The sequence below is a fragment of the Roseateles chitinivorans genome (genome assembly GCF_050632145.1).
GTDB classification, from domain to species: Bacteria; Pseudomonadota; Gammaproteobacteria; order Burkholderiales; family Burkholderiaceae_C; genus Roseateles; species Roseateles chitinivorans_B.
This window is the reverse complement of the sequence record NZ_CP192577.1, coordinates 1,261,660-1,284,657: the sequence shown is the minus strand read 5'-3', so window position 1 is coordinate 1,284,657 and position 22,998 is coordinate 1,261,660. Positions and strand designations below refer to the sequence as shown.

The window sequence follows — 22,998 nt, the reverse complement described above, 5'->3', positions numbered from 1 at the left end:
TGGCGTTTGCGGTTGGTGCACGCGCGCAACACGTGGCGGAAACATGGCCCCGGGGCAGGGCGCGACGGCGCGCGACGGTGCATGAGCCACCAGCTTCTTTGAGTCAGTTTTCAAGGGTTTCCCCTAGGCGTGGCTACCGCCCACGACCCGGGGGCGTCGTTGCGCCAAGTCGACAGAAATCGCGTGGGTTCAGGCGACGAACGTCGCGCGCGGGCCCTCGTCGCCGATCGCATTGATGGCGGACAGCACCAGCGTCTCCCCGGGACCGGGCCTGTGGATCCGGCCGTCGGGCGGGAGCACCTCGAAGCGCCAGCCGCTGCCCGGCGGGCGGCGCCACGGCGCGAAGCGGCACGCCGGCGTGCCGGCGACGGTCGCACGCCAACTGCCGTCGGGCTCGCGCGACACGGACGGTGCCGCGCACGCCGGCGCGGACAGCCAGGGGAAGGTCGGCGTCAGCGCCGCCTGGGCGTAGGCGCCGTCGCGCAGCGTGGCGGCGATGTCCCGGCGGTTCTTGAGCAGGGCGACCATGCTGAAGTGCAGGTGCCCGCCCGTCGCCGGCGCGGTGCGCATGAGGTCGACCTGCGCCGGGATCTCGTCGAGCGGCCAGCCTTCGGCCTCGTTGGCGGCGCGGCTCGTGAACAGGCCCGGCCAGACATGCCGCCCCAGCGGATTGACGCCCTGCCAGGCACGCATCAGCGGCTCGAAGGCCTGCGGCTTCTGGGCGCGTGGCCAGTAGAGCTGCGGGGCCACGTAGTCCAGCCAGCCCATCGCCATCCAGTGCTCGACATGGGCGTACAGCTTGTCGTACTGCGAGAAGCCCGTGATCCCGGCGGGACGCAGGTCCGGCCGCGGCAGGCCGAACGGGCTGATGCCGACGCGGGCGGTGGGGCGCACGTCGCGGACCAGCTCGTACAGCCGCCGCACCAGCTGGTCGACGTTGTCCCGCCGCCAATCGGCACGCGGCAAGGTGCCGCCGCCGAGCAGGTAGCGCTGCCAGCTGGGTTCGTCCGGGAAGTCGATGTCCTGCTTGGCCGCGTCCTGGACCGGGTAGGGATAGAAATAGTCGTCGATGTGCAGGCCGTCGACGGCGTAGCGGGTGAGCAGGTCGCGGCAGACCGCCAGCGTGTGCTCCGCGGCGGCCGGCTCGCCCGGATCGATCCAGAGCTGGTCGCCGTACTTCTTCACCCACTCGGGCCGGGTGCGGCTCAGGTGCGTGGCGGCGGACGCGGACTTCCCACCGCTCTGCTTCGCCCGGTAGGGATTCAGCCAGGCGTGCAGCTCGAGGCCGCGCGCATGCGCCTGCTCGATCCACAGCGCCAAGGGGTCGTAGCCGGGGCCCTGGCCCTGCACGCCGGAGAGGTACTCGCTCCACGGCTCCAGCGTCGAACGGTAGAAGGCGTCCGCGCTGGTCCGCACCTGCAGCACGATCGCGTTCAGGCGCAGCGCGCGGGCGCTGTCGAGGATCGCGTGGATCTCGGCGACCTGCGCGGCGTCGCTCAGCCCGCGGCGGCTCGGCCAGTCGATGTTGGCGACCGTCGCGACCCAGGCGGCGCGGAACTCGCGGGGCGCCGGCGGGGGCCGTCGTCCGGCGTGGCGCCCGGTATCGCGGGCAGGCCCTGTGGCGGGGCGGTGCCGCAGCCCGAGAGCATCGTCCCCACGGAGCCGAGTACCGGTGCGGCCAGGGCCGCGGTCATCCACTGTCGTCGTCGCATCGAAGGCTCTCACCGGGCGCCGCCGCAGGGGCCGCTCACACTTTCACGATCCAGCCGCGTCGCCACATCGCCCACGCGATGCCGTAGAACACCGCCACGAAACCGGCGGCGAACAGCAGCGAGGCCAGGCGCGGATCCACGGGCAGCGCGCGCAGCGGCGCGACCAGCCAGGCCTTGAGCGGAACGCCCTCGGCGACGTGGATCAGTCCGAGCAGGCGGGCCACCAGGCCCGACAACGCGAACAGGAACAACGCGTTCATGCCGAACACCACCAGCGGGCGCAGGCGGCGCGCCATCGCGTCGCGCAGGCGCGGCAGCGGCGCGGCATCGAGCAGCCAGTAGAACACGCCGAACACCAGGCATCCCCAGCCGGTCGTGAGGAAAACGAAGGCGGGGGTCCAGAGATTCTTGTTGATGGGCAGGGTCCAGGCGTCGAGGACCTGCGCGATCCAGAGGCAGGCAAGACCCGACACCATGAACCAGGTCGCCTTCTCGCCGGGATCGCGGCCGCGTTGCGCCAGCCAGCGCCCCGCGAGCAGGCCGGCGATCTGGCTCGCGACGGCGGGCAGCGTGCTCAGCAGGCCCTCGGGGTCCCAGGTCTTCGCGTGGGCCCACAGATGGCCGGCGAACAGCGTCCGGTCGAGCCAGGCGCCGACGTCTTCGCCCGGCTGCAGCGAGCCGCGATGCCAGACGCCCGACGCGTCGGGCACGGCGACGAAGGTCTGGACGAGGCCGTAGCCGAGCAGCAGGCCGGTGAACCACGCCAGCTGGGCGCGCCAGCCGCACCACAGCGCGATCGGCGCGACCAGGATCGTGATCAGCCCCAGCCGCTGCAGCACGCCCGGGATGCGCAGCGTCTCGACGTGGAAGAACGGGAAGAGGTTCAACGCCAGCCCGATGAGGATGATCGTGGCGCCCCGCCGCCACATGTGGCGCAGCAGCGCGACGCGGTCGTCGACCTGGCCGCGGCGGGCCAGGCTGAAGCTCATCGAGATCCCGCTGATGAAGACGAAGAACGGGAAGATCCAGTCGGTGAAGGTCCAGCCGTGCCAGGCGGCGTGCTCGAGCGGCGCGTAGAGCGCGGACCAGTCGCCCGGGTTGTTGACCAGCAGCATGGCCGCGATGGCGAAGCCGCGGAAGGCGTCGAGCGACAGCAGGCGGTCGCTGGCAGCGTTTCCCGCGCCACTGGAGCCGCGGCCGCCGTTCGATGGCGTGCTCATGCGGCGGGGTCCTTGCGGCCGAAGTTCTCCGGGATCCTGATCAGCGCGGTCATGACGAGCGACGGGACGGTCGCGATCAGCACCCAGGCGAAGAAGTGCGGGTAGCCGAGGTGATCCTGCAGCCAGCCGCTCCACATGCCCGGCAGCATCATGCCCAGGGCCATGAAGCCGGTGCAGATGGCGTAGTGCGCGGTCTTGTGGGCGCCTTCGGCGACGAGGACCATGTACATCAGGTAGGCCGTGAAGCCGAGACCGTAGCCGAACTGCTCGACCGCCAGCGCCGCGCTGATGACGGCCAGGCTGCCGGGGTGGGCGTAGGCCATGGCCAGGAACACCACGTTGGGCACGTGCATGGCGAGCACGAGCGGCCAGAGCGCCTTCTTCAGGCCGACGCGCGAGATGATCCAGCCGCCCAGCAGGCCGCCCAGCGTCAGCGCGATCAGGCCGACCGTGCCGTAGGCCAGACCCACTTCCTTGTTGGTCAGCGCGAGCCCGCCCTTGTCGAGGGAGTCCAGCAGGAAGGGCGTGGCGAGCTTCAGCAGCTGCGCCTCGGGGAAGCGGTAGAGCAGGAGGAAGCCGAGCGTCACCGCCAGACCGGGCTTGCGGAAGAACGCGGCGAAGATGCGGAAGAAGGTGCCCGGCTCGCGTTGGTCGCGGGGGAGCGGGACGTCGACGGACGGCCGCGGCAGTCGCCACAGGTGCCAGGCCGCGAGGAGCATGAAGCCGCCCGCCAGCACCGCCATCACGCCCTGCCAGGCGAGCACCCAGCTGTCGCCGCGGTCATGCAGCTCGCCGGCCAGCCAGACGAGGCCGCCCTGGCCGCCGATGTTGGCCACCCGGTAGAACGTCGAGCGCACGCCGACGAAGGCGGCCTGCTCATGCTTCTCCAGCGCGAGCAGGTAGAAGCCGTCGGCGGCGATGTCGTGCGACGCCGACGCGAACGCCATCAGCCAGAGCACGGCCAGCGACATCTGGAACGCGCGTTCCATCGGCAAGGTCAGCGCCACCATCGCCAGCGCCGCGCCGACGGCGAACTGCAGCGTCACGATCCACAGGCGTTTCGTGCCCAGCATCTCGACCAGCGGCGACCACAGCGGCTTGAGCACCCAGGGCAGGTAGAGCCAGCTGGTGTAGAGCGCGATGTCGGTGTTCGAGATCGCCAGGTTCTTGTACATGATGACCGACAGCGTCATCACGACCACGTAAGGCATGCCCTGCGCGAAGTACAGCGTGGGCACCCAGCGCCAGGGGCCGCGGGCGCTCGGGGAAACGGGATCAGCGTGCATGGCGCTCAGTGTCGGCGCAAACCGGGCGGGTGCCGCATCGGGGATTGCAGCGCTTGCGTGAGAGGGCCGTGCGAGGACCGTGAGCGACCGGTGACCGAGGTGCCGGCCTCAGCGGTCGGCCAGCGCGGCGCGAACGTCGCCGGCGTGCCGCGCGAGCAGCGCCTGGGCGGCCGCGGCGTCCAGCTGGCGCAGCAGCATCACGGTCGCGGTCTTCACGTGGAAGCCGCTCTGGTCGAGCGCGGCGCGCGCGGCCGTCTCGTCCGTGCCGGCGGCGCGCATCGTCAGCGCGACGGCGCGACGGACCAGCTTCGCGTTGGTGGCCTTCATGTCCACCATCAGGTTGCCGTAGACCTTGTGCAGCTTCACCATCAGCGCGCTGGAGAAGCTGTTCAGCGCGATCTTCTGGGCGGTGCCCGCCTTCAGCCGCGTGCTGCCGGAAATGACCTCGGCGCCGGTGTCCAGCAGGACGGGATGCTCCCCGGCGGCCAGCACGGCCGCGCCCGGGTTGTTGGCCATCGCGATCGTCAGGCAGCCGGCGGCGCGGCCGGCGGCCAGGGCGCCCAGCACGTAGGGCGTGTGACCCGAGGCGGCGATGCCGATCAGCACGTCGTCGGGCGTCGGCGCAAGCGCCTCGATGTCGCGGCGACCCTGAGGCTCGTCGTCCTCCGCGCCTTCCACGGCGGCGAACATCGCGCCTTCGCCGCCCGCCAGCACGGCGACCGCCCGCTCGCGCGGCCAGGAGAAGGTGGGCACCAGCTCGACGCTGTCCAGCACGCCGAGCCGACCCGAGGTCCCGGCGCCGGCATACAGCAGCCGCCCGCCCGCCGCGATGCGCGGCAGCGCCGCGTCCACCGCCGCGGCCAGCGCCGGCGCCGCCGCTTGCACCGCCTCGACCGCCGACCGCTGGTCCTCGATGAAGACCTCCATCAGCCGGGCGCTGTCGTACAGGTCCAGGTCTTGATGGTGGGGGCTGGGGGTTTCGGTCTTCAGAGGGTGGGACATGGGTCGGCCAGGGCGGAAGGGGAGGCCCGCAAGGTGCGGCCTACTCTAGTGGGCGTACGGGCCGGCTGCCAATGAAACGCGGCGGGCGCGCCATAACCCACGGTAATCGCGAGGGCTCTGGCAAGGACTGTCACCTCAGGCGCGCAGGCCCGATCCGGGCATGAGGCCTCGCGTCCGCGAACCTCATGCCCTGCTCGCGCCTCATCGACGTCCGGTCGTGCGGGCCTCGGCTTCCAGCACGGACTGGATCACCTCGGCCAGGGCCACCGGCGTCGGGGCGGCGTCGAGTTCGATCAGCACCAGGTAGCCGCGGTCGCTCCCCTGCGCGGTGAAGGCCTGCAGCAAGGCGATCTGGTCGCTGTGCACCATCACGCCGTCCGGGGACCAGTACTCCATCGCGACCAGGCAGCCGTCCGACGGCGTGCCCGGGTAGTAGCGGCTGCCGGCGTAGTAGCGCGGATCGATGGTGCTGCCGTGCATCAGCATCTCGTCGCGGCCGGCGCGACCGGCCAGCCACGCCTCCTGCAGCGGGGCGTAGTCGCGCCACGATGCGGGCAGCAGCGAGCGGTACCGGTCCAGCGACCACGCGGGTTCGTCCGGGCCGGGGGCGCGCTGCTCGTACTCGGCGACGCTGGCTTCGCCGGGCACCTTGGTGTGCAGGTAAGGCGTCGGGCCGATCCAGATGTTGGACGCCGCGCGTCCCGCGCCCTGGATCGTGAACAGGCCCTGTGGCGTGTTACCCAGCGTGATCGTGCCGGGCAGGCCGCTGCTGGACAGCGCCAGCTGCTCGATGTTGAACAGGCCGCCGTCGGAACGCCGGACGAAGCGGCCGTCGGCCTGCCTCACCAGCGCCAGTCCCATCTGCTGCCGACCCGGCCGCTGGAAGCTGAACACGACGGGATGGCCCGGACGGATCGTCAGCAGGTCGGCCAGCGGCGGCCGGGCGGCCTGAGGCAGGCCCTGCGCGGTGGCGACCGCCTGGGCGAGCGCCTGCAGGCGCGGCTCGGCGCGGTCGCGCTGCGCCAGCTGGGATTGGATGAGCGCCAGGTCCGCCGGCTGGCGGGTCTGCATCAGCGCGTAGGCGGCGATGGCGAACTCGCGCGGCGCGGCCAGCCGCGGCAGCAGCGGGCGCAACAGCGGGGCGGCGTCGACCGCATAGAGCGTGTAGGCCGCCGTCAGCAGCGGACGCTGGACCTCCGCCGGCTGGCCGTCCAGCGCCGGGAGGGCGGCGAGCAGCGCCGGGCGGGCGGTGTCGATCTCGGTCCGGTAGTGCGCCACGAGCCGCAGCGCCTGCGCCAGCTCGCGCAGCGCCGCACCGTCCTGCGGCGTTGCCAGTGCCTGGGCCGAGGCGGTCCGGATGCGGGCCCGGTCGGTGCCCCAGCGATCCTGGGCCTCGGCGGCGCTACCGACCGTGGAGCGGAACTGCGCCGGTCGCAGCGCCTGCAGGGCGGCCGGGCTGAACGGTCCGCCCGGCGTTGGCGCGGGTGCCGGCGTGCGGGGCAACTGCGAGCAGGCCGCCAGCAGCAGCGGCGCAGCGAGCGCGGCCCAGCGGGGCCAGGACTTGCGGGGCGCGGCGAGGGGGCGTCCAGGTGTTGGGCGAGGTGCGGGGCGCGGTCGACGGGCGGGGACATCTGCATGGCGGCTGATTCTAGGGAGCGTGGTCCCGGAAAGTTATGCCGATGGCACCCGGGAACGCTGTTTGCAATCGACGCCCCGACTGAACAAGGGCCAAGCAAGATGCTGTCGATCAGGGAGTTCCGCCGCCGTCTGGCAATGGCGATGACATGGGCCGCCGCGCTGCTGGCGGCACTCATCGTGGCGATGCCGCAGGAGGCGTCCGCACAGGTGGCGGCGTTGCCGGCGGAAAACCCGGCGCTGTCCGCCGCCGCCGCCGCGAAGACGCCGGCCGATTGCGCCGCGATCCGCGACAACGATGCGCGCCTGGGCTGCTACGACCGTCTGAACGGTCGGGCGCCGGACGCGTCGCCCCCATCGGCGGCTGCCCAGGTCCGGCTCCAGCCGGTGCCGGCCGCGTTGCCCGTGGCGGCCGCGGCCAGCGCGCCGCGCGTCGACGACCCCTGCTCGCGCCTGCCGGAAGCCTCCGGCAGCGCCCGCAACTACCTCGGCTCGACCTTGTCGGAGCGCTGGGAGCTGTCCTGTCGCGACCAGATGCCGCGTTTCCTGCCGCGGCCCCACCGGCCGGTCTACCTGCTGCCGGTGTCGTGGACCTCGCGGTCCAACCGCTCGCCGGGTCCCGCGTCGTCCGAGAGTCCGGACAACGGCGTGGTGCAGGCGCTGGACCTGGACAAGAACGAGGCGAAATTCCAGATCAGCCTGAAGTCCAAGATCTGGGCGCTCGACGACCACGGCACCTTCTCCGTCTGGGGCGCCTACACGCAGAACTCGCGCTGGCAGGTCTACAACGGGCGCGAGTCGCGGCCGTTCCGCGAGACCAACTACGAACCCGAGCTGATCCTCACCCACGGGACCGACGTCGGGTTGCCGTTCGGCTGGAAGGCCAGCATGGTGGGCCTGAGCTTCAACCACCAGTCCAACGGTCGGGCGGCGCCGCTGTCGCGCAGCTGGAACCGGGTGATCGGCGAGCTCAGCCTGGAGCGCGGCGAGACGACGGTGAGCCTGCGTCCCTGGTGGCGCATCCTCAACACCGGCAGCGACGACAACCCGGGCATCCAGGATTACGCCGGTCGCGGCGAGGTGCTGGTGACGCAGAAGCTGGGCCGGCACGTGCTGGCCCTGACGGCGCGGCACAGCCTGAAGGGCGGCGACCGCTCGCGCGGCTCGGCGCAGCTGGAATGGGCCTTCCCGATCGGCGGCGGGCTGCACGGCTACCTGCAGCTGTTCAGCGGCTACGGGGAGAGCCTCATCGACTACAACTTCCGCGAATCCCGGATCGGGCTGGGGGTGTCGGTCGTCGAATGGCGCTGATCCCCCGTCCGGGGGCGGCGATTCGATGAATATGGCGCACAGGTGGGGGCAGCCCCCATCGCCAGGCCCGGGCGGCTGGACTAGGCTGCACGGATGTCCGCATTCATCGACACCTGCGAGATCTGGGTGGTGGTCTACCGCCTGGACGGGCGCGACCGCCAATGGGTCCGCGCGTTGCCGCCCATGGCCGAGGCGCAGGTGCGCGCGCTGCTGCTGGAGGAGCTCGACGAGCTCTACGGCACGCGGTCCGAGCTGGTGTCGCTGCGACGGGCCGAGGACGCCGAGCGTGCCACGCTGATGGCCGGCGGCCTGCCGATGTGCCCGGTCGCCACGCCGCCGGGCCCGGCGGCGGGCTGACCCACGCAGGCGGTCGTCGATCGCCCGTCGCGGTGGCGGCGAAACGACAGACCCGGGCGTCGTGCCGGCGCCCTCGCGGTTTCATCCCGGTTACGGCCCCCGGCCTGCAGGCCTCACGAGAGAATCCCTCGCGTCGTGTCCACCGCTGTCAGCGGCGGCGCGAGACCTGCCTGCCGCCGCCTCATGCCGTCCTCCTCGCCTTCCCCGCACGCCCCGCCGGCTCCCCGCCTGTTCGCCCTGGCCTGGCCGCTGTTCCTCGAGCTCTGCCTGGGCATCGCCATCGGGCTGATCGGGACGATGCTGGCGGCGCGGATCTCCGATCCCGCCGGTGCCGCGTTCGCGCTGGCCAACCAGCTGGCGGCGACGCTGTTCATCCTGTTCCGCATCATCGGCGCCGGCATCAGCGTGGTGATCACGCAGGCGCTGGGCGGTGGCCGGCGCGCGGTGGCCGATGCGACCGCACGCGCGGCACTCGGCGCGAGCACCTGGCTCGGCGGCTTCACGGCGTTGATGGCGCTGCTCTTCGCGGGGCCGCTGCTGCGCCTGATGAATGCGCCGGTGGAGGTGCTGCCGCTGTCGCAGCCGTTCCTGATGGCGCTGGCGCCGGCCATGATGCTCGACGCCTGGAATGCCTCGATGGCGAGCGTCATGCGCGCCCATCTGCGCAGCCGCGACACCCTGATGGTGCTGGTGGCGATGCAGGTGGCCCAGCTGCTGCTGTCGGTGACGTTGATGCCGCACCTCGGCCTGCCGGGATTCGCGGTCGCGCTGGCGGTGAGCCGGGCGTTCGGCCTGGGCCTGCATGTGTGGCTCTGGCGCGCGCGGCTGGACCTGCGACCGAAGGCCTCCGACTGGTGGCGGCTGCAGCGCGCGGAGCTCGCGGGCGTGCTCCACATCGGCCTGCCGGGCGCGGCGGAGAACATCGCGTACCGGCTCGCCTACATGGTGAGCGTGGCGATCGCGGGGCACCTCGGCGCGTCGGCGCTGGCGGCCCACAGCTACACCTCGCAGCTGATGTACTTCGTGCTGCTGCCGGGCCTGGCGACGGGCTTCGCGGCGGAGATCGTCGTCGGTCACCTGATCGGCGCGGGACAGCTGCACGAGGCGCACCGGCTGGTGCGGCGGGCGCTCGCACGCGGGCTGATGATCAGCGTGGTGGTCGCGGCAGGCGCGGCAGCGGCGTCGCCGTGGCTGCTGCAGATGTTCACGCACGACCATAAAATCCTCGCCAGCGCGGTGGTGCTGATGTGGATCACCGTGATCCTGGAGCCGGGGCGGACCTTCAACCTCGTCGTCATCAACGCGCTGCGCGCGGCGGGCGACGCGAAGTACCCGGTGATGGTCGGCGCGGGCTCGATGCTGCTCGTGCTGGCCGGCGGCAGCTGGCTGCTGGGCGAGGTGCTGGGGCTGGGCCTCGTCGGCCTGTGGATCGCCTACGCCGCCGACGAGTGGATCCGCGGCCTGCTGATGTGGCGCCGCTGGGCGCGCCTGGGGTGGGTGCCGCAGGCGAGGGCGGTGCACCGGCGGTTGAGGGCGGCGCGCTTGCATTGATTGTCGCGGCGGGGAAGGGGAGTCTCCCGCGTGCGTCTTCAGGGTGCCCGCATCGCCCCTATGATCCCGCCCGCCATGAACCACCTGCTCAAGCGCCTCGCCGTGCTGCTGATGACGCTGCTGGCGGCCTCGGCGCTGATCTTCGGCGCGCTGGAATGGCTGCCGGGCAATGCCGCCCAGCTGATCATGGGCCCCGAGGCGCCGCCCGAGGCCGTCGCCGCGCTCGCGCGCCAGCTGGGCCTGGACCAGCCGGCCTGGCACCGTTATCTCGACTGGCTGACCGGACTCGTGACAGGCGATCTCGGCCTGTCCTATGCCTACGGCGCGCCGGTCGCCGATCTGATCCTGGAACGGCTGGCGCTGACGCTTCCGCTGGCCCTGCTCGCGATGGCGCTGACCGTCGTGCTCGCGCTGGCCGCCGGCTGGTGGGCCGCGAGCCAGCAGGGCCGCGCCGGCGATCACCTCGTCATGGGACTGACCCAGCTCGGCCTGGCGGTGCCCAGTTTCTGGCTCGGCATGCTGCTGGTGCTGCTCTTCGCGGTGAAGCTGCAGTGGTTCGACGCCGGCGGTTTCCCCGGCTGGCGCGAGGACCTCGGCGGCGGCCTGTGGCCCGGCCTGCGCGCGCTGCTGCTGCCCGCCTTCTCGCTCGCGCTGGTGCAGGCCGCGATCCTGGCGCGCATCGCGCGTTCGGCGCTGCTCGACATCGTCCGCGAGGACTTCATGCGCAGCGCCCGCGCCAAGGGCCTGTCGCGTCGCGCGGCGCTGTGGCGCCACGGCCTGCGCCATGCGGCGATCCCGCTGCTCACGCTCGGCGGGCTGCAGTTCGCCAACCTGCTCGCCGGCACCATCGTCATCGAGAACGTCTTCACCCTGCCCGGACTCGGCCGGCTGATGGCACAGGCCATCGCCAACCGCGACCTGATCGTCGTGCGCAACGGCGTCATGGGACTCGCCGCGCTGGTCCTGCTGCTCAACTTCGCGGTGGACCTGCTGCACGGCTGGATCGACCCTCGGCTGCGCCTGAGGACCGAGGCATGAAGACCCGCACATGAAGCGCGCCGGATTCGTCGCGGGCCTCGTGCTCACCGCGCTGTTGTTGTCGACCGCGCTGCTGTCGCTGGCGTGGACGCCGTGGCCGCCGGAGCAGATCGACATGGCCCGCCGCCTCGCGCCGCCGGGCGCCGCGCATTGGCTCGGCTGCGACCAGCTCGGCCGCGACGTCCTCAGCCGCCTGATGGCCGGCGCGCGCAGCGCGTGGCTGGTCGGCATCGTGGCCGTGGGCATCGGCCTCGTCGCCGGCACCGCGCTGGGACTGCTCGCCGCCGCGCGGCGCGGTCCGGTCGAGGCGCTCATCCTGCGCGGCGTCGACCTCGGCTACGCCTTTCCCGCGCTGCTGCTCGCGATCCTGCTGGCCGCCGCGCTCGGCCCCGGCATGACGGTCGCGATGGCCGCGATCGGGCTGCATGCCGTGCCGTCGTTCGCGCGGCTGGTCAACGGCAGCGCGAAGAGCTGGTGGACGCGCGATTTCGTGCTCGCCGCCCGCGTCGCCGGCCAGGGACCGTGGGCCATCACCTGGCGACACGTCTTGCCGCAGCTGTTGCCGCTGCTGATCGTGCAAGGAACGACGAGCTTCGCGCTGGCGATCCTGGCCGAGGCCGGCCTGTCCTACCTCGGCCTGGGCACCCAGCCGCCGCAGGCCAGCTGGGGGCGGCTGCTCGCCGAGGCGCAGACGCTGATGTTCGAGGCGCCGCAGCTCGCCCTCGCGCCGGGCGTCGCGATCACGCTGGCGGTGCTCGGCCTGAACCTGCTCGGCGACGGCTTGCGGGACCGGCTCGATCCGAAGGAGCAGCCGCGATGACCGCCAACACGGACGCGGCCGACAGGGCCGCCGCTGCCGCGGACCACGGGGCGGCCGCACCCGCCGCCGCACCGCTGCTCGAGATCCGCGACCTCCACGTGCGTCTGCCCGGCCGACGCGGCGAGCGCCTGCATGCGTTGCGCGGCATCGACCTGTCGCTGGCGCGCGGCGAGAGCCTCGCGCTGATCGGCGAATCCGGCAGCGGCAAGACGCTGACGGCGCTCGCCGCGATGGGCCTGTTGCCGGAAGGTGCTGACGTCGAAGGGCGGATCGCGCTCGACGGTACCGACCTCCTCGCGCTGGACGAGGACCGCTGGTGCGGCCTGCGGGGCCGGCGCATCGCGATGGTGTTCCAGGAGCCGCTGACGGCGCTGAATCCGCTCCAGCGCGTGCTGGCGCAGGTGGCGGAGCCGATGCTGATCCATCGCCTGGAGCCGGACCGCGCATCCGCCCGCGAGCGGGCGACCGCGCTGCTGGCGCGCGTGGGTCTCGACGAGCGGCAGGCACGCGCCTATCCGCATCAACTGTCCGGTGGCCAGCGGCAACGCGCGCTGATCGCGATGGCACTCGCCGCGGAACCCGACCTGCTGATCGCCGACGAACCGACGACGGCGCTCGATGCGCGCCTGCGCGTGCAGGTGCTGGACCTGCTGCGCGACCTGGTGGCCGAACGCGGCATGGGCCTGCTGCTGATCTCGCACGACCTGGCACTGACCGCGCGCCGCGTCGACCGCCTGGCGATCCTGTACGGCGGTCGCGTGATGGAGCAGGGCGCCGGGCCGGATCTGCTGGCGCATCCGCGCCACCCATACACGCAGGCCTTGTGGGCCGCGCGGCCGCGGCTCGGCGCCGGACGTGACCAGCCGCTGCATCCGCTCCAGGGAAACGTGCCGGCGCTGACGCAGCTCGGCGAGGGTTGCCCCTTCGCGCCGCGTTGTCCGCTGGCGACCGCGCGCTGTGCCACGGAGCCGCCCCGATTCGATGGCCGGCTGGCCTGCTGGGAGGTCGCGCCGTGACCGTTTCGTTCTCCGCGATCCTTTCGACGTCGACAGGTCCGTCGAGTCCATCGGGGCCGCCCGTCCCGGCGACCCCGCTGCTGCAGGTGGAGGGGTTGAGCCAACGCTACGGCGGACGGAGGGTCCTGCACGACATTGGCTTCACGCTGCAGGCCGGCGAATCGCTCGGGATCATCGGCGAGTCCGGCGCGGGCAAGAGCACGCTGGCGCGGCTGGTGATGGCGCTGGAGCGCCCGCATCAAGGCCGCGTGCTGTGGGACGGGCAGGACGTGAACGCGATGCCCGCGCGCGAACGTCGCGCGCTGCGACCGCAGGCGCAGATGGTGTTCCAGGATCCGTACGGTTCGCTCGATCCTCGCTGGCGGGTCGGACGCAGCGTGATGGAGCCGCTGCTGGCGCTGCCGATGAACGACGCGCAGCGCCGCGAACGCGTGGCGGAAGTGCTCGCCGCCGTCGGGCTCGAGGCCGACGCCGCGCTACGGTTCCCGCATCAGTTCTCGGGCGGTCAGCGCCAGCGGCTGGCGATCGCGCGGGCGCTGTCGACGCGGCCGCGCCTGATCGTCGCGGACGAGCCGCTCTCGGCGCTCGACGTCTCCGTGCAGGCGCAGATCCTGGCGCTGCTGCGCGAACTGCAGCGGCGCGACGGCATCAGCCTCGTCATCGTCAGCCACGACCTGCCGGCGGTCGAGGTCCTGTGCGACCGCGCGCTGGTGCTGCGCGGCGGCGAGGCCGTCGAGCACGGTCCCGCGGCCCGGGTGCTGGGCGAACCGCAACACCCGTACACGCAGGACCTGCTCGCCGCTTTGGCATGATCCGCGGCCATGGACTCCCTGCCCAAGACCGCCCTGGACCGCCGCCGCTTCCATCTGCTCTCGCTCGGCGCCGTCGGCGCGACCCTCGCCGCGCCGCTGCCGGCGTTCGCGCAAGGCAACGCGGGGCGCCCGCTGGTGCTCGGCATGACGCTCGAACCGCCGGGCCTGGACCCGACCACCGGCGCCGCCGCCGCGATCGGCGAAATCATGCTCTACAACGTGCTGGAGCCCCTGACCAAGGTGGCGGAGGACGGCACCGCCCAGCCGCTGCTGGCGCTGCGCTGGAGCGCCTCGCCGGATCTGAGGACCTGGACCTTCGTGCTGCGTGCCGGCGTGCGCTTCCACGACGGCACGCTGCTGGACGCGACGGCGGTGAAGGCCCGGTTCGAGGCGTCCGCGTCGCCCAGCGGGCAGAACAAGGATCGCCGCGTCTTCGCCAACATCGCATCGATCGCGACGCCGGATCCGCTGACGGTGGTCCTGAGCTTGAAGCAGCCGGAGCCGGAACTGCCCGCACTGCTCGGGCAGGCGACGGCGGTGATCACCAAGCCGCAGCCCGCCCGGCGCGACGCGCTGGCGCCGGTCGGCACCGGCCCCTATGTCGTCGCGCAATGGCAGCGCGGCGCCAGCCTGACGCTGGCCGCCTGGCCCACGTTCCGCGACACGGCGGCGATCCGGATCCCGCGCGTGCAGTTCCGTTTCATCGGCGAACCGGCCGCGCAGGTCGCCGCGCTGCTGGCGGGTGACGTGGACGTCTTCCCGCGCGTGGCGGCGGCGCGCGCGCTGGCGCAGTTCAAGGCCCAGCCCCAGCGCTTCCAGGTGATCACCGCGTCGTCGCGCGCCAAGACGATCCTGGCGATGAACCATCTGCGCCCGGCGCTCCAGGATGTCCGCGTGCGCCGCGCCATCGCGATGGCGATCGACCGTCGGGCCGTGATCCAGGCCAGCGCGGACGGTTACGGCGTGCCGATCGGCAGCTTCGTCACGCCGGACACGCCGGGCTACGTCGACTGCACGGCGATCAATGCCTACAACCCGGCGGCGGCGAAGGCGCTGCTGGCCCAGGCCAAGGTGAGCGGCCTGCGGCTGTCGCTGAAGCTGCCGCCGGTGCCGTATGCGCGCCAGGGGGCGAACTGATCGCGTCGCAGCTGGCGGCGGTCGGCATCACGGTGGCGATCGAGCAGATCGAATGGGCGCAATGGCTGTCGGGCGTCTACGCCAACCGGGCCTATGACCTGACGATCATTTCGCATGTCGAGCCGCACGACTTCGGCAACTTCGCGCGGTCGGACTACTACTGGGGCTATCGCAGCGAGGCGTTCAATGCGCTGTATGAACGCATGCAGAACACCGCCGATCCGGCGCAGCGGGCGAAACTGTTCGGCGAGGCGCAGCGCAAGGTGGCGGAGGATGCCGTCGCCGCCTTCCTGTACCAGCCGCAATGGATCACCGTGGCGCGCGCCGGGTTGAAGGGCCTGTGGACCCGGACGCCGCTGTTCGCGAACGACCTCGCCGCGCTGAGCTGGACCTGAATCATGCGGGGGCGGACCGGCCCGGGATGACCTCCCCATCGTGCCCCCTGATGCGGCGACCCCGCCTCAGGGGGTCTGTGGCGCGAGCACGTCGGTCCCGCGAACGCGGCGGCGGCTCGTCGGCTGTCATCCACCGGCCATCCACCGAGAGGGCTTTTCCTCTACAGTGGCGCCCCGCGACCGTGTAGCGTGCCCGGTTTGGGGAGGAGTCGGAGTGCCGAATGCCGTTTGATTTGCCTGAGACCCTGCAGCCGTTCCTGCTGCCGCTGCTGATCGTGGTCCCGCTGGCCATCCTGATCATCATCATCACGGTGCGCCGCGGCGATTACCGTGACTTCGGCGCGCCGCCGCCGCCCGTGCCGCGTCCGCTGCCGCCCGCTCCGGCCGCCGTCGTTCCCCCGCCGGTGCCGGCCGCCGCGGAGACCTCGCAGGAGCGCCTGCCGCTGCTGGTGGTCGACGATTCGGCCGTGGTGCGTGCCAAGCTCATGAAGCTGTTCAGCGACGCCGGCCATGAGGTCGTCGCCGCGCGCGACGGCGTCGAGGCGATGGAGCTGCTCGGCCAGACCCGCTTCGGCGTGCTGATCACCGACCTCGAGATGCCCAACATGGACGGCTTCGAGCTGATCAAGGCGGTGCAGGGGGCCCTGGCCACCGAGGACCTGCCGATGATCGCCATCACCGGTCACGAGGAACTGCATGCGCGCCTGCATCAGATCCAGGGGCTGTACGGCATGTTCCACAAGCCCTGGAACGATCGCGAGCTGATCAAGCGCGTCGAGGCGCTGTCGAACCTGCGCCGACCGGTCCGCCCATGAGCGTCGGTCGCTGGCTCAAGCGCGGCGCGATCACGCTCGCCGCGCTCGTGGCCATCGGCGCCGCCGGCGCGGCCTGGCACGTCCACAAGAAGCTGCCGGTGCGCGACGGCGAGCTGCAGCTCTCGGGCCTGAGCGCGCCCGTCACCGTGCGCTACGACGAGTGGGGCGTGCCCCACATCGATGCGCGCAACGAGGACGACCTCTACCGGGCGCTCGGCTACCTGCATGCGCAGGACCGGCTGTTCCAGATGGAGATGCTGCGGCGGCTGTCGCGCGGCGAACTCGCCGAAGTGCTCGGCCCGAAACTGGTCGAGACCGACCGCCTGTTCCGCACGCTCGGCATCCGGCAGCGCGCCGACGAGCTCGCCGCGGCCTCCTCGGCGATCACGGCCCAGCCCGGCGCGGTGCGGGCGCTGTACGCCTACCTGGACGGGGTCAATCAATACCAGGCCAGCCGGCCGGCGCCGCTGGAGTTCGAGGTCCTCGGCATTCCCAGGCGCCCGTTCACGGCCGCCGACACCTACAGCATCGCCGGCTACCTGGCCTACAGCTTCGCGGCGGCGTTCCGCACCGAACCGGCGCTGACGGCCATCCGCGACCAGCTCGGGCCGGACTACCTGCGCATCTTCGATCTGCAGTGGCATCCGACCGGTGCGCTGGAGCCGCAGGCACTGAACGGGACGGGATCCCGCGGCGCGCCGACCGGGGCGGACCGCCGCTTCGCCGACGTGGCACCGATGCTGACGCGGCTGGCCGAGGTCAGCGGCCGCGCGGCGGCGCTCGCCGGCCTGCCGCAGTTCGAGGGCAGCAACGCCTGGGCCGTCTCGGGCAGCCGCACGGCCAGCGGCAAGCCGCTGCTGGCGGGCGATCCGCACATCGCGTACTCGGCTCCGGCCGTGTGGTGGGAGGCGCATCTGCGCACGCCGCAGTTCGAGCTCTACGGGCATCACCTCGCGCTCAATCCGATGGCGCTGCTGGGGCACAACCAGCGTTTCGGCTGGAGCCTGACGATGTTCCAGAACGACGATGTCGACCTGATCGCCGAGAAGGTCAACCCGGAGAATCCGAACGAGGTCTGGATCAAGGACCGGTGGGTGCCGATGACGTCGCGCCAGGAGGTGCTCAAGGTCAAGGGCCAGCCGGACCAGGTGCTGACGCTGCGCCGCTCGCCGCACGGACCGATCGTCAACGATGCGATCCCGGGCGACCGCGGCGAGCGCCCCGTGGCGATGTGGTGGGCCTTCCTGGAGACCGACAACCCGGTGATGGACGGCTTCTACCAGCTGGGCCGCGCGGACACGCTGGACCGGGCGCGCGAGGCGGCCAGCCTGATCCATGCGCCGGGGCTGAACGTCGTCTGGGCCAACGCGACCGGCGACATCGCCTGGTGGGCGGCGGCGAAGCTGCCGATCCGGCCGGAGGGCGTGAACCCGACCTTCGTCCTCGACGGCGCGACGGACGAGGCCGACAAGCCCGGCTTCCTGCCCTTCTCCGCGAATCCGCACGAGGAGAATCCGGCGCGCGGCTACGTGCTGTCGGCCAACTACCAGCCGCCCGGCGACGCGCCGGTGCCGGGGTACTACAACCTCGCCGATCGGGGGCAGCGGCTGGACGCGCTGCTGAACCAGGGCAAGCGCTGGGACATCCACAACAGCCAGGCGCTGCAGCTCGACGTGCAGACCGACTACGGCCCGCGCGTGCTGCGGCCGATCATTCCGTTGCTGCGCGGATCGGCCTCGACCGAGGAGCAGTCGCTGGTCGAGGCGCTGGTGCGCTGGAACGGGGCCTACAAGGCCGACGCGGTGGCGCCGGTGCTGTTCCAGCAGTTCACGGCGGAACTGCTGCGCGCGGCGATGAAGGACGAACTCGGTGACGCGCAGTTCGAGAACCTGCGCCGCACGCGCGCGCTCGACCAGGCGCTGCCGAGGCTGACGGCCGACGCCGATTCGCCCTGGTGGGACGACCGCTCGACGCCGCAGCGCGAGACGCAGACGGACATCGTGCGCCGCGCCTGGAAGGCTGCGCTCGCGCACCTCGACATGACGCTCGGGCCCGACCGCACGGCGTGGCGCTGGGACACCGTCCACACCCTGACGCACGAGCATCCGCTGGGCAGGCAGAAGCCGCTCGACCAGCTGTTCAACGTGGGCCCGTTCCCGGTGCCCGGCGGGCACGAGGTGCCCAACAACTTCGCGCAGCGCAATGGCAGCGCGCCCTGGGGCGTGGTCTATGGTCCGTCGACGCGCCGGCTGATCGATTTCGCGCGGCCGCAGGAGGCGCTCGGCGTCAATCCGGTGGGGCAGAGCGGCGTCTGGCCGGACCGGCATTACCGCGACCAGGCCCCGCTGCTGGCCAAGGGGCAGTACCGCAGTGAATGGCTGGACGAGGCCGATGTGCGGTCGCATGCGCGCGGGACGCTGGTCCTGAAGCCATGAAGGCGGCGTGGTTCGCGCGCGCGGTCGCGGCGGCGCTCGTGATGTCGAGCGCGTGCGCCGCGACGGCGGTGCGAGCCGCCGAGCTGCCGACGCCGGCGGCGCTCGGCGCTCAACTGGGGCCGCGCATCGGCCAGGCGGTGACGGTCGCCGTCCTCGAACCCCATCTGAAGCACGAGGGCCACATGCCCGAGGTGCGCTACGTGGGCTACCCGGCCGATGCGGTGCTGACGGCACTGTTCGGGCCGGGATGGCGCTCGCCGGGCCAGGAACTCACCTTCCGCGCGCTGGATGGCTTCATGTCACGCATCCCGGTGGAGCGATTCGCGCAGCATCGCGCGTGGCTGGTCCATGCACGGGCCGACGGGCGACCGTTCCAGGTGGACAACGACCAGCCGGGCGGGAAGCCGGTGCCGCTCGGCCCGTTCTATCTGGTGTGGGACAACCGGTCGTCGACCGCGCTGCAGGCCGAAGGCGGGATGCAGTGGCCTTATCAGGTCGTGTCGGTGGATGTGGGGCCGTCGTCGACGCACGCGCTGTTGCCGGCAGGACTGGCGGCGACGTACGCCGATGCCGCCGCGCTCGCCCGCACGCACTGCCTGAGCTGCCACCGCATCCGCGGCTACGGGGGCGACAAGATGCCGCTGGAACTCGACGTCATGGTCCGCGGCTATGACCGCGCGACGTGGCGGCGGTGGCTGCTCGAGCCGGCGTCGGTCCGACCCGGCACGGCGATGCCCCCGCTGGCCGAGGGCCTGCCCGCGCCGGAGCGCGCCGCGATCGCGCAACGGCTCTACGACTACCTGCAGACGCTGTCCGCGCTGCCGGCGCGCTGATGCGCTGATGCGCGCGGCGGCCTGCGCCGTGCCTGGAGGGTTCTCAGAACCAGGGCTTCGGCAGCCGCTCGGTCTCGATCGCGCGCTGGAGCGCGGGGCGCTGCGCCATCCGTTCGAGGAAGGCGCCGAGGGCCGGACGGCTGCGTGCCGGATCGCTGAAGTTGCGCGTCCAGCGGCAGAGCATGAACGCGAAGGCGTCCAGCACCGAGTAGCGCTCGCCGAGCATGAACGGGCCGCCATGGCGCTCGAATTCGGCGGCGAGCAGGTCCAGCTGCGCCCCGGCGCGGACCTGCGCCTGCGCCTTCACCTCGGCGCTGCCGGCGGTGTTGCCCGGCGCGACGAAGCGGTCCGGGTAGTAGTAGGCGATGACGGTGGGCTGCAGCGTGTTGGTCAGCCACATCAGCCACTTGTAGGCCTGCGCGCGCTGGGCGCTGCCGAGCGGCGGCATCAGGCCGGCATCGGGGTGCGTGTCGGCGAGGTGCAGCAGGATCGCGGCGGTCTCGAACAGCACCAGGTCCTCCGCGCCGTCGCGCGTGTCGCGCATGGCCGGCAGCAGCCCGTTCGGATTGATCGCGAGGTAGGCGGGCGACTTGTGCTCGCCCTGGTCGCGGTCGACCAGCCGGAGCTGGAACGGGACGCCCAGTTCATGCAGGACGACGTGGGGCGCGAAGCTGGCGTTGCTGGGGAAGTAGTAGAGCTCGATCATGGCGTCGGGGCGGCGCGTGGCGGCGGCGTGAATGTGTCGTGAGAGTCGCGTGGAGGGTGCCGTGACGGGGGAGGCGCCGGGCGGCGCGAATCATCGCTGATCCGTCTTGCGGTCCTGGCGGCCCCGGTGGTCGACGCGACCTGACGACGTGCAGGGACGCGTGCGCAGGCGTCGCGGAAGCAATGGTTCTTTACCCCGGCGAAACGCCCTCCCGTAGACGTGGCCGACCGCCGCGGCGTTGAATGGGCATCTGGACTTCCTGGGCGCCGTCGGCCGGCGCGAGCAGATCATGAGCAGCCTGAACAAGCTTCGTTGGTTGATTCCCGTCGCGCTGGCGCTGTCCGCGGGCCTGGCGTCCGCGCAGCATCACGGCGGCGGCGGGGCGCGTGTCGACATCGGTCTGCGCCTGGACAGCCGCTACCACCACGACCACTACTACCCCGCCCCGGGCTACGTCTCGCGCGGCCTGCCGGGCGGCGCGGTCTTCGTGGGCAACCGTTACTGGTATCACGGCGGCGTCTGGTACCAGCCGTGGGGTCCGAGCTATCGCGTGATCGCCCCGCCGCTGGGCTTCGTGGTGCCGATCCTGCCGAGCGCCTATGTGACGCTGCGCATCGGCGGCTATCCGTACTACTACGCCAACGGCGCGTACTACACGGTGGCCGCGCCCGGACCGGGCTATGTGGTCGTCGCGCCGCCGCCTGGCGCCGACGCGGCGACCCCCGCGCCGGTCGCGCCGCCGCGACCCGATCCGATCATCTATCCGCGCAACGGCCAATCGACCGGTCAGACCGAGGCCGACCGCCAGGAGTGCAACCGCTGGGCGACCTCGCAACCGTCGGCGATGAACGACGCCGGCGTGTTCAACCGCGCGGTGGAGGCGTGCATGGATGGGCGCGGGTACAGCATGCGATGAGCATCGCCCTCTGAGAGGGCTTTGACGTCGAGCGGGGGTCAGCACGGCGTGCTGACCCTTTTTCGTTTCCATTGCCCCAACGAGCCAGACATCAAGAGGTCGGCCGGATCCCCGCCAAGTGGGTCCCAGACGCTGGACCCTGTCCTGCGGCATCTCGAGAGCCAGCGAAGCGAGTCACTTCGTCTGCCACAGATCCGCCTTCGCGGATTCGAAAGAGATGCCCTTGGGCGCCTGCCCGCAACGATTGGCGGCGACGATCGATCGGATCTTTGACGCAGGACAAACGGCCGTCGAATTGAGCGCCTCGACGAAGAGCCCGGAGAGAGACGAGTCCTAGACTGATTCGTCCTCCTTCTCCTTGGACAGCGCTCAAGATGAACACGATTCCCAAGCCCGTGGAGCGGTTCCCGTTCCCGACTTCACTCTGCCCACCACCCGTCGCCCAGACGTCGGCTCGAGACGAATTCCGGCCAGCAAAGCGACGCGTCCCCTATGGCCTTCTCAAGGGGCAGATCCGCATTTCCGAAGACTTCGATGCGCCGCTGCCGGACCATGTGCTCGCCAGCTTCGAAGGTCGCGTATGACCTTGCTTCTCGACACGCACATCTTCCTGTGGGTTGTCGAAGGCTCCCAACGACTGACGGCGGCGACGCGACATCTCATCGATACGGCGGACGCCGTATATGTCTCCGCTGTCTCGATCTGGGAGCTTGCGATCAAGGCTCGAATTGGTCGAATCGATGTGGATCCTGATCAACTGGTCAGGAATATCAAGATCTGTGGCTTTGCGGAATTGCCGGTCAGCGCTGAGCATGCTGCGACAACCATGATTTTGGCGTTGCACCACCACGACCCCTTCGACCGCCTTCTCATTGCACAAGCGATCAGCGAGGCAGCGCATCTGATCACGGCTGATGGGCAACTGCCGCAGTACAGCGAATTGATCGTGCAGGTCTGAAAGGAGAGACCATGTCGGATGGTCAAAGCGTGGTCAGACCACGCAGCCGGCCTCGCTCCCCTCCGTCGGCGTCGCGCTGCTGCTGACCTGCACGCCGTACCGTTCCGCCGTCATGTGCGCCAGGATCGCCAGCGCGATCTCGGGTGGCGTGCGGGCACCGATGTGCAGGCCCACCGGGCCGTGCAGCCGGTCGAGCTGCGCGTCGGTCAGGTCGAAGTGCTCCTTCAGCCGCGCGCGGCGCTTGGCCTGGTTGACGCGCGAGCCGATCGCGCCGACGTAGAACGCCGGGCCGCGCAGCGCCTCCATCAGCGCCAGGTCGTCGAGCTTGGGATCGTGCGTCAGCGCCACGATCGCCGTGTGGCCGTCGGGCTTCAGCCGCTGGACGACGTCGTCCGGCATCTCGCGCGTCAGCGGCGCGGCGATCAGCGTCCACGGGTAGTCGTCGCGCGGGTCGCAGACCTGCACCTGGTAGTCGAGCGCCAGCGCCATCTGCGCCAGGTACTGGCTCATCTGTCCCGCGCCGATGATCAGCAGCCGCCATTGCGGGCCATGGTGCGTCACCAGCTGCGCGTCGCCCAGGACCAGCCGGTCCGCGCCGTCGCGCGAATGCGCGCCAGGCTCCGCCAGCGAGACGGCCCCGGTCGCCAGGTCGAGCGTGCGCAGCACGCGTTCACCGCGAGACAGCCGCTCCAGCAGCGGCGCGATCGCCGAGTGCGCGCCCACCGGCTCCAGCATCAGTTCCAGCGTGCCGCCGCAGGGCAGGCCGAAACGCTGCGCCGCTTCCGCGCCGACGCCGTAGCGGATCAGCTCCGGCGTCTTCAAGGTCAGCGCGCCCTCGCGGATCTTCGCGACCAGGTCGTCCTCGATGCAGCCACCGGAGACCGACCCGGCGATCAGTCCGTCCGACCGCACCGCGACGATCGAGCCGACCGGTCGGGGCGCCGACCCCCAGGTCCGCGTGATCGTGCCCAGCACGACGCGCTGGTCGGCGTCCATCCATTGCTGCACCTGGCGCAGCACCTGCAGGTCCATGTTGTCCATCC

Annotated in this window: 20 protein-coding genes and 1 pseudogene; 14 read left to right on the top strand and 7 right to left on the bottom strand. The window is 71.5% G+C overall.

The features are described 5' to 3' along the window. Nucleotides 1-189 precede the first annotated feature (189 nt). The 5 genes from ACQ86G_RS05925 to ACQ86G_RS05905 all read right to left on the bottom strand — a co-directional run bounded on the left by ACQ86G_RS05925 (nt 190) and on the right by ACQ86G_RS05905 (nt 6,723). Complete coding sequence (locus ACQ86G_RS05925) at nt 190-1,698, bottom strand: glycoside hydrolase family 10 protein (RefSeq protein WP_431259731.1); 1,509 nt, start codon at nt 1,696-1,698, stop codon at nt 190-192. Between the two features lie 49 nt (nt 1,699-1,747). Beyond that, entirely contained in the window at nt 1,748-2,932 is a 1,185-nt protein-coding gene (locus ACQ86G_RS05920) for an acyltransferase family protein (protein ID WP_431259730.1), read from the bottom strand. Beyond that, complete coding sequence (locus ACQ86G_RS05915) at nt 2,929-4,218, bottom strand: MFS transporter (protein ID WP_431259729.1); 1,290 nt, start codon at nt 4,216-4,218, stop codon at nt 2,929-2,931. The genes ACQ86G_RS05920 and ACQ86G_RS05915 overlap by 4 nt, the downstream gene beginning before the upstream one ends. Nucleotides 4,219-4,326: 108 nt before the next feature. After that, nucleotides 4,327-5,220, bottom strand: coding sequence for an N-acetylmuramic acid 6-phosphate etherase (locus ACQ86G_RS05910; protein WP_431259728.1), 894 nt, complete (start codon nt 5,218-5,220; stop codon nt 4,327-4,329). Between the two features lie 201 nt (nt 5,221-5,421). Continuing rightward, the gene (locus ACQ86G_RS05905; RefSeq protein ID WP_431259727.1) at nt 5,422-6,723 is read right to left on the bottom strand and encodes a hypothetical protein; all 1,302 of its coding nucleotides are present in this window, start codon (nt 6,721-6,723) and stop codon (nt 5,422-5,424) included. Between the two features lie 234 nt (nt 6,724-6,957). Here ACQ86G_RS05905 and ACQ86G_RS05900 point away from each other — a divergent pair, with 234 nt between their 5' ends. The 11 genes and pseudogenes from ACQ86G_RS05900 to ACQ86G_RS05850 all read left to right on the top strand — a co-directional run bounded on the left by ACQ86G_RS05900 (nt 6,958) and on the right by ACQ86G_RS05850 (nt 19,375). Beyond that, the gene (locus tag ACQ86G_RS05900) at nt 6,958-8,166 is read left to right on the top strand and encodes a phospholipase A (protein WP_431259726.1); all 1,209 of its coding nucleotides are present in this window, start codon (nt 6,958-6,960) and stop codon (nt 8,164-8,166) included. A gap of 93 nt (nt 8,167-8,259) precedes the next feature. Next, the gene (locus ACQ86G_RS05895) at nt 8,260-8,523 is read left to right on the top strand and encodes a hypothetical protein (protein ID WP_431259725.1); all 264 of its coding nucleotides are present in this window, start codon (nt 8,260-8,262) and stop codon (nt 8,521-8,523) included. Between the two features lie 183 nt (nt 8,524-8,706). Next, complete coding sequence (locus tag ACQ86G_RS05890) at nt 8,707-10,074, top strand: MATE family efflux transporter (RefSeq protein ID WP_431259724.1); 1,368 nt, start codon at nt 8,707-8,709, stop codon at nt 10,072-10,074. A 75-nt stretch (nt 10,075-10,149) separates the two neighbouring features. Further along, nucleotides 10,150-11,112, top strand: a complete 963-nt coding sequence (locus ACQ86G_RS05885) for an ABC transporter permease (RefSeq protein WP_431259723.1) — start codon at nt 10,150-10,152, stop codon at nt 11,110-11,112. A gap of 10 nt (nt 11,113-11,122) precedes the next feature. Next, complete coding sequence (locus ACQ86G_RS05880) at nt 11,123-11,932, top strand: ABC transporter permease (RefSeq protein WP_431259722.1); 810 nt, start codon at nt 11,123-11,125, stop codon at nt 11,930-11,932. After that, nucleotides 11,929-12,948 (top strand): ABC transporter ATP-binding protein, encoded by a 1,020-nt coding sequence (locus ACQ86G_RS05875; protein ID WP_431259721.1) that lies wholly within the window; start codon nt 11,929-11,931, stop codon nt 12,946-12,948. The genes ACQ86G_RS05880 and ACQ86G_RS05875 overlap by 4 nt, the downstream gene beginning before the upstream one ends. After that, on the top strand, nt 12,945-13,760 hold the full coding sequence (locus ACQ86G_RS05870; protein ID WP_431259720.1) for an ABC transporter ATP-binding protein: 816 nt from the start codon (nt 12,945-12,947) through the stop codon (nt 13,758-13,760). The genes ACQ86G_RS05875 and ACQ86G_RS05870 overlap by 4 nt, the downstream gene beginning before the upstream one ends. A gap of 9 nt (nt 13,761-13,769) precedes the next feature. Further along, nucleotides 13,770-15,292 (top strand): annotated as a pseudogene (locus tag ACQ86G_RS05865) (ABC transporter substrate-binding protein). Between the two features lie 221 nt (nt 15,293-15,513). After that, nucleotides 15,514-16,107, top strand: a complete 594-nt coding sequence (locus ACQ86G_RS05860; RefSeq protein WP_431259719.1) for a response regulator — start codon at nt 15,514-15,516, stop codon at nt 16,105-16,107. Further along, nucleotides 16,104-18,542, top strand: a complete 2,439-nt coding sequence (locus ACQ86G_RS05855; protein ID WP_431259718.1) for a penicillin acylase family protein — start codon at nt 16,104-16,106, stop codon at nt 18,540-18,542. The genes ACQ86G_RS05860 and ACQ86G_RS05855 overlap by 4 nt, the downstream gene beginning before the upstream one ends. Beyond that, on the top strand, nt 18,539-19,375 hold the full coding sequence (locus tag ACQ86G_RS05850) for a hypothetical protein (RefSeq protein WP_431259717.1): 837 nt from the start codon (nt 18,539-18,541) through the stop codon (nt 19,373-19,375). Before ACQ86G_RS05855 ends, ACQ86G_RS05850 begins: the two co-directional genes overlap by 4 nt. A gap of 43 nt (nt 19,376-19,418) precedes the next feature. Here the strand turns inward: ACQ86G_RS05850 and ACQ86G_RS05845 are convergent, their stop codons facing one another. Beyond that, the gene (locus ACQ86G_RS05845) at nt 19,419-20,081 is read right to left on the bottom strand and encodes a glutathione S-transferase family protein (protein ID WP_431259716.1); all 663 of its coding nucleotides are present in this window, start codon (nt 20,079-20,081) and stop codon (nt 19,419-19,421) included. 238 nt (nt 20,082-20,319) lie between these two features. On the opposite strand from ACQ86G_RS05845, the gene ACQ86G_RS05840 reads away from it, so the two are divergent. From ACQ86G_RS05840 to ACQ86G_RS05830, 3 genes are all read left to right on the top strand, one after another. Then, nucleotides 20,320-20,997, top strand: coding sequence for a DUF6515 family protein (locus tag ACQ86G_RS05840; protein WP_431259715.1), 678 nt, complete (start codon nt 20,320-20,322; stop codon nt 20,995-20,997). A 374-nt stretch (nt 20,998-21,371) separates the two neighbouring features. Then, nucleotides 21,372-21,581 carry a hypothetical protein gene (locus tag ACQ86G_RS05835; protein ID WP_431259714.1) on the top strand — a complete coding sequence of 70 codons (210 nt, stop codon included), beginning with the start codon at nt 21,372-21,374 and terminating at the stop codon, nt 21,579-21,581. Next, entirely contained in the window at nt 21,578-21,955 is a 378-nt protein-coding gene (locus ACQ86G_RS05830; protein WP_431259713.1) for a type II toxin-antitoxin system VapC family toxin, read from the top strand. The genes ACQ86G_RS05835 and ACQ86G_RS05830 overlap by 4 nt, the downstream gene beginning before the upstream one ends. A gap of 33 nt (nt 21,956-21,988) precedes the next feature. Here the strand turns inward: ACQ86G_RS05830 and ACQ86G_RS05825 are convergent, their stop codons facing one another. Then, nucleotides 21,989-22,996 carry an XdhC family protein gene (locus ACQ86G_RS05825; protein ID WP_431259712.1) on the bottom strand — a complete coding sequence of 336 codons (1,008 nt, stop codon included), beginning with the start codon at nt 22,994-22,996 and terminating at the stop codon, nt 21,989-21,991. Nucleotides 22,997-22,998: the final 2 nt, after the last annotated feature.

Coding starts and splice junctions, on each gene's coding strand:
- ACQ86G_RS05920 (WP_431259730.1), bottom strand. CDS start 2,932: ATGAGCACGCCATCGAACGGCGGCCGCGGCTCCAGTGGCGCGGGAAAC.
- ACQ86G_RS05915 (WP_431259729.1), bottom strand. CDS start 4,218: ATGCACGCTGATCCCGTTTCCCCGAGCGCCCGCGGCCCCTGGCGCTGG.
- ACQ86G_RS05910 (WP_431259728.1), bottom strand. CDS start 5,220: ATGTCCCACCCTCTGAAGACCGAAACCCCCAGCCCCCACCATCAAGAC.
- ACQ86G_RS05825 (WP_431259712.1), bottom strand. CDS start 22,996: ATGGACAACATGGACCTGCAGGTGCTGCGCCAGGTGCAGCAATGGATG.
- ACQ86G_RS05860 (WP_431259719.1), top strand. CDS start 15,514: ATGCCGTTTGATTTGCCTGAGACCCTGCAGCCGTTCCTGCTGCCGCTG.
- ACQ86G_RS05830 (WP_431259713.1), top strand. CDS start 21,578: ATGACCTTGCTTCTCGACACGCACATCTTCCTGTGGGTTGTCGAAGGC.
- ACQ86G_RS05875 (WP_431259721.1), top strand. CDS start 11,929: ATGACCGCCAACACGGACGCGGCCGACAGGGCCGCCGCTGCCGCGGAC.
- ACQ86G_RS05835 (WP_431259714.1), top strand. CDS start 21,372: ATGAACACGATTCCCAAGCCCGTGGAGCGGTTCCCGTTCCCGACTTCA.
- ACQ86G_RS05845 (WP_431259716.1), bottom strand. CDS start 20,081: ATGATCGAGCTCTACTACTTCCCCAGCAACGCCAGCTTCGCGCCCCAC.
- ACQ86G_RS05880 (WP_431259722.1), top strand. CDS start 11,123: ATGAAGCGCGCCGGATTCGTCGCGGGCCTCGTGCTCACCGCGCTGTTG.
- ACQ86G_RS05895 (WP_431259725.1), top strand. CDS start 8,260: ATGTCCGCATTCATCGACACCTGCGAGATCTGGGTGGTGGTCTACCGC.
- ACQ86G_RS05850 (WP_431259717.1), top strand. CDS start 18,539: ATGAAGGCGGCGTGGTTCGCGCGCGCGGTCGCGGCGGCGCTCGTGATG.
- ACQ86G_RS05890 (WP_431259724.1), top strand. CDS start 8,707: ATGCCGTCCTCCTCGCCTTCCCCGCACGCCCCGCCGGCTCCCCGCCTG.
- ACQ86G_RS05855 (WP_431259718.1), top strand. CDS start 16,104: ATGAGCGTCGGTCGCTGGCTCAAGCGCGGCGCGATCACGCTCGCCGCG.
- ACQ86G_RS05885 (WP_431259723.1), top strand. CDS start 10,150: ATGAACCACCTGCTCAAGCGCCTCGCCGTGCTGCTGATGACGCTGCTG.
- ACQ86G_RS05900 (WP_431259726.1), top strand. CDS start 6,958: ATGCTGTCGATCAGGGAGTTCCGCCGCCGTCTGGCAATGGCGATGACA.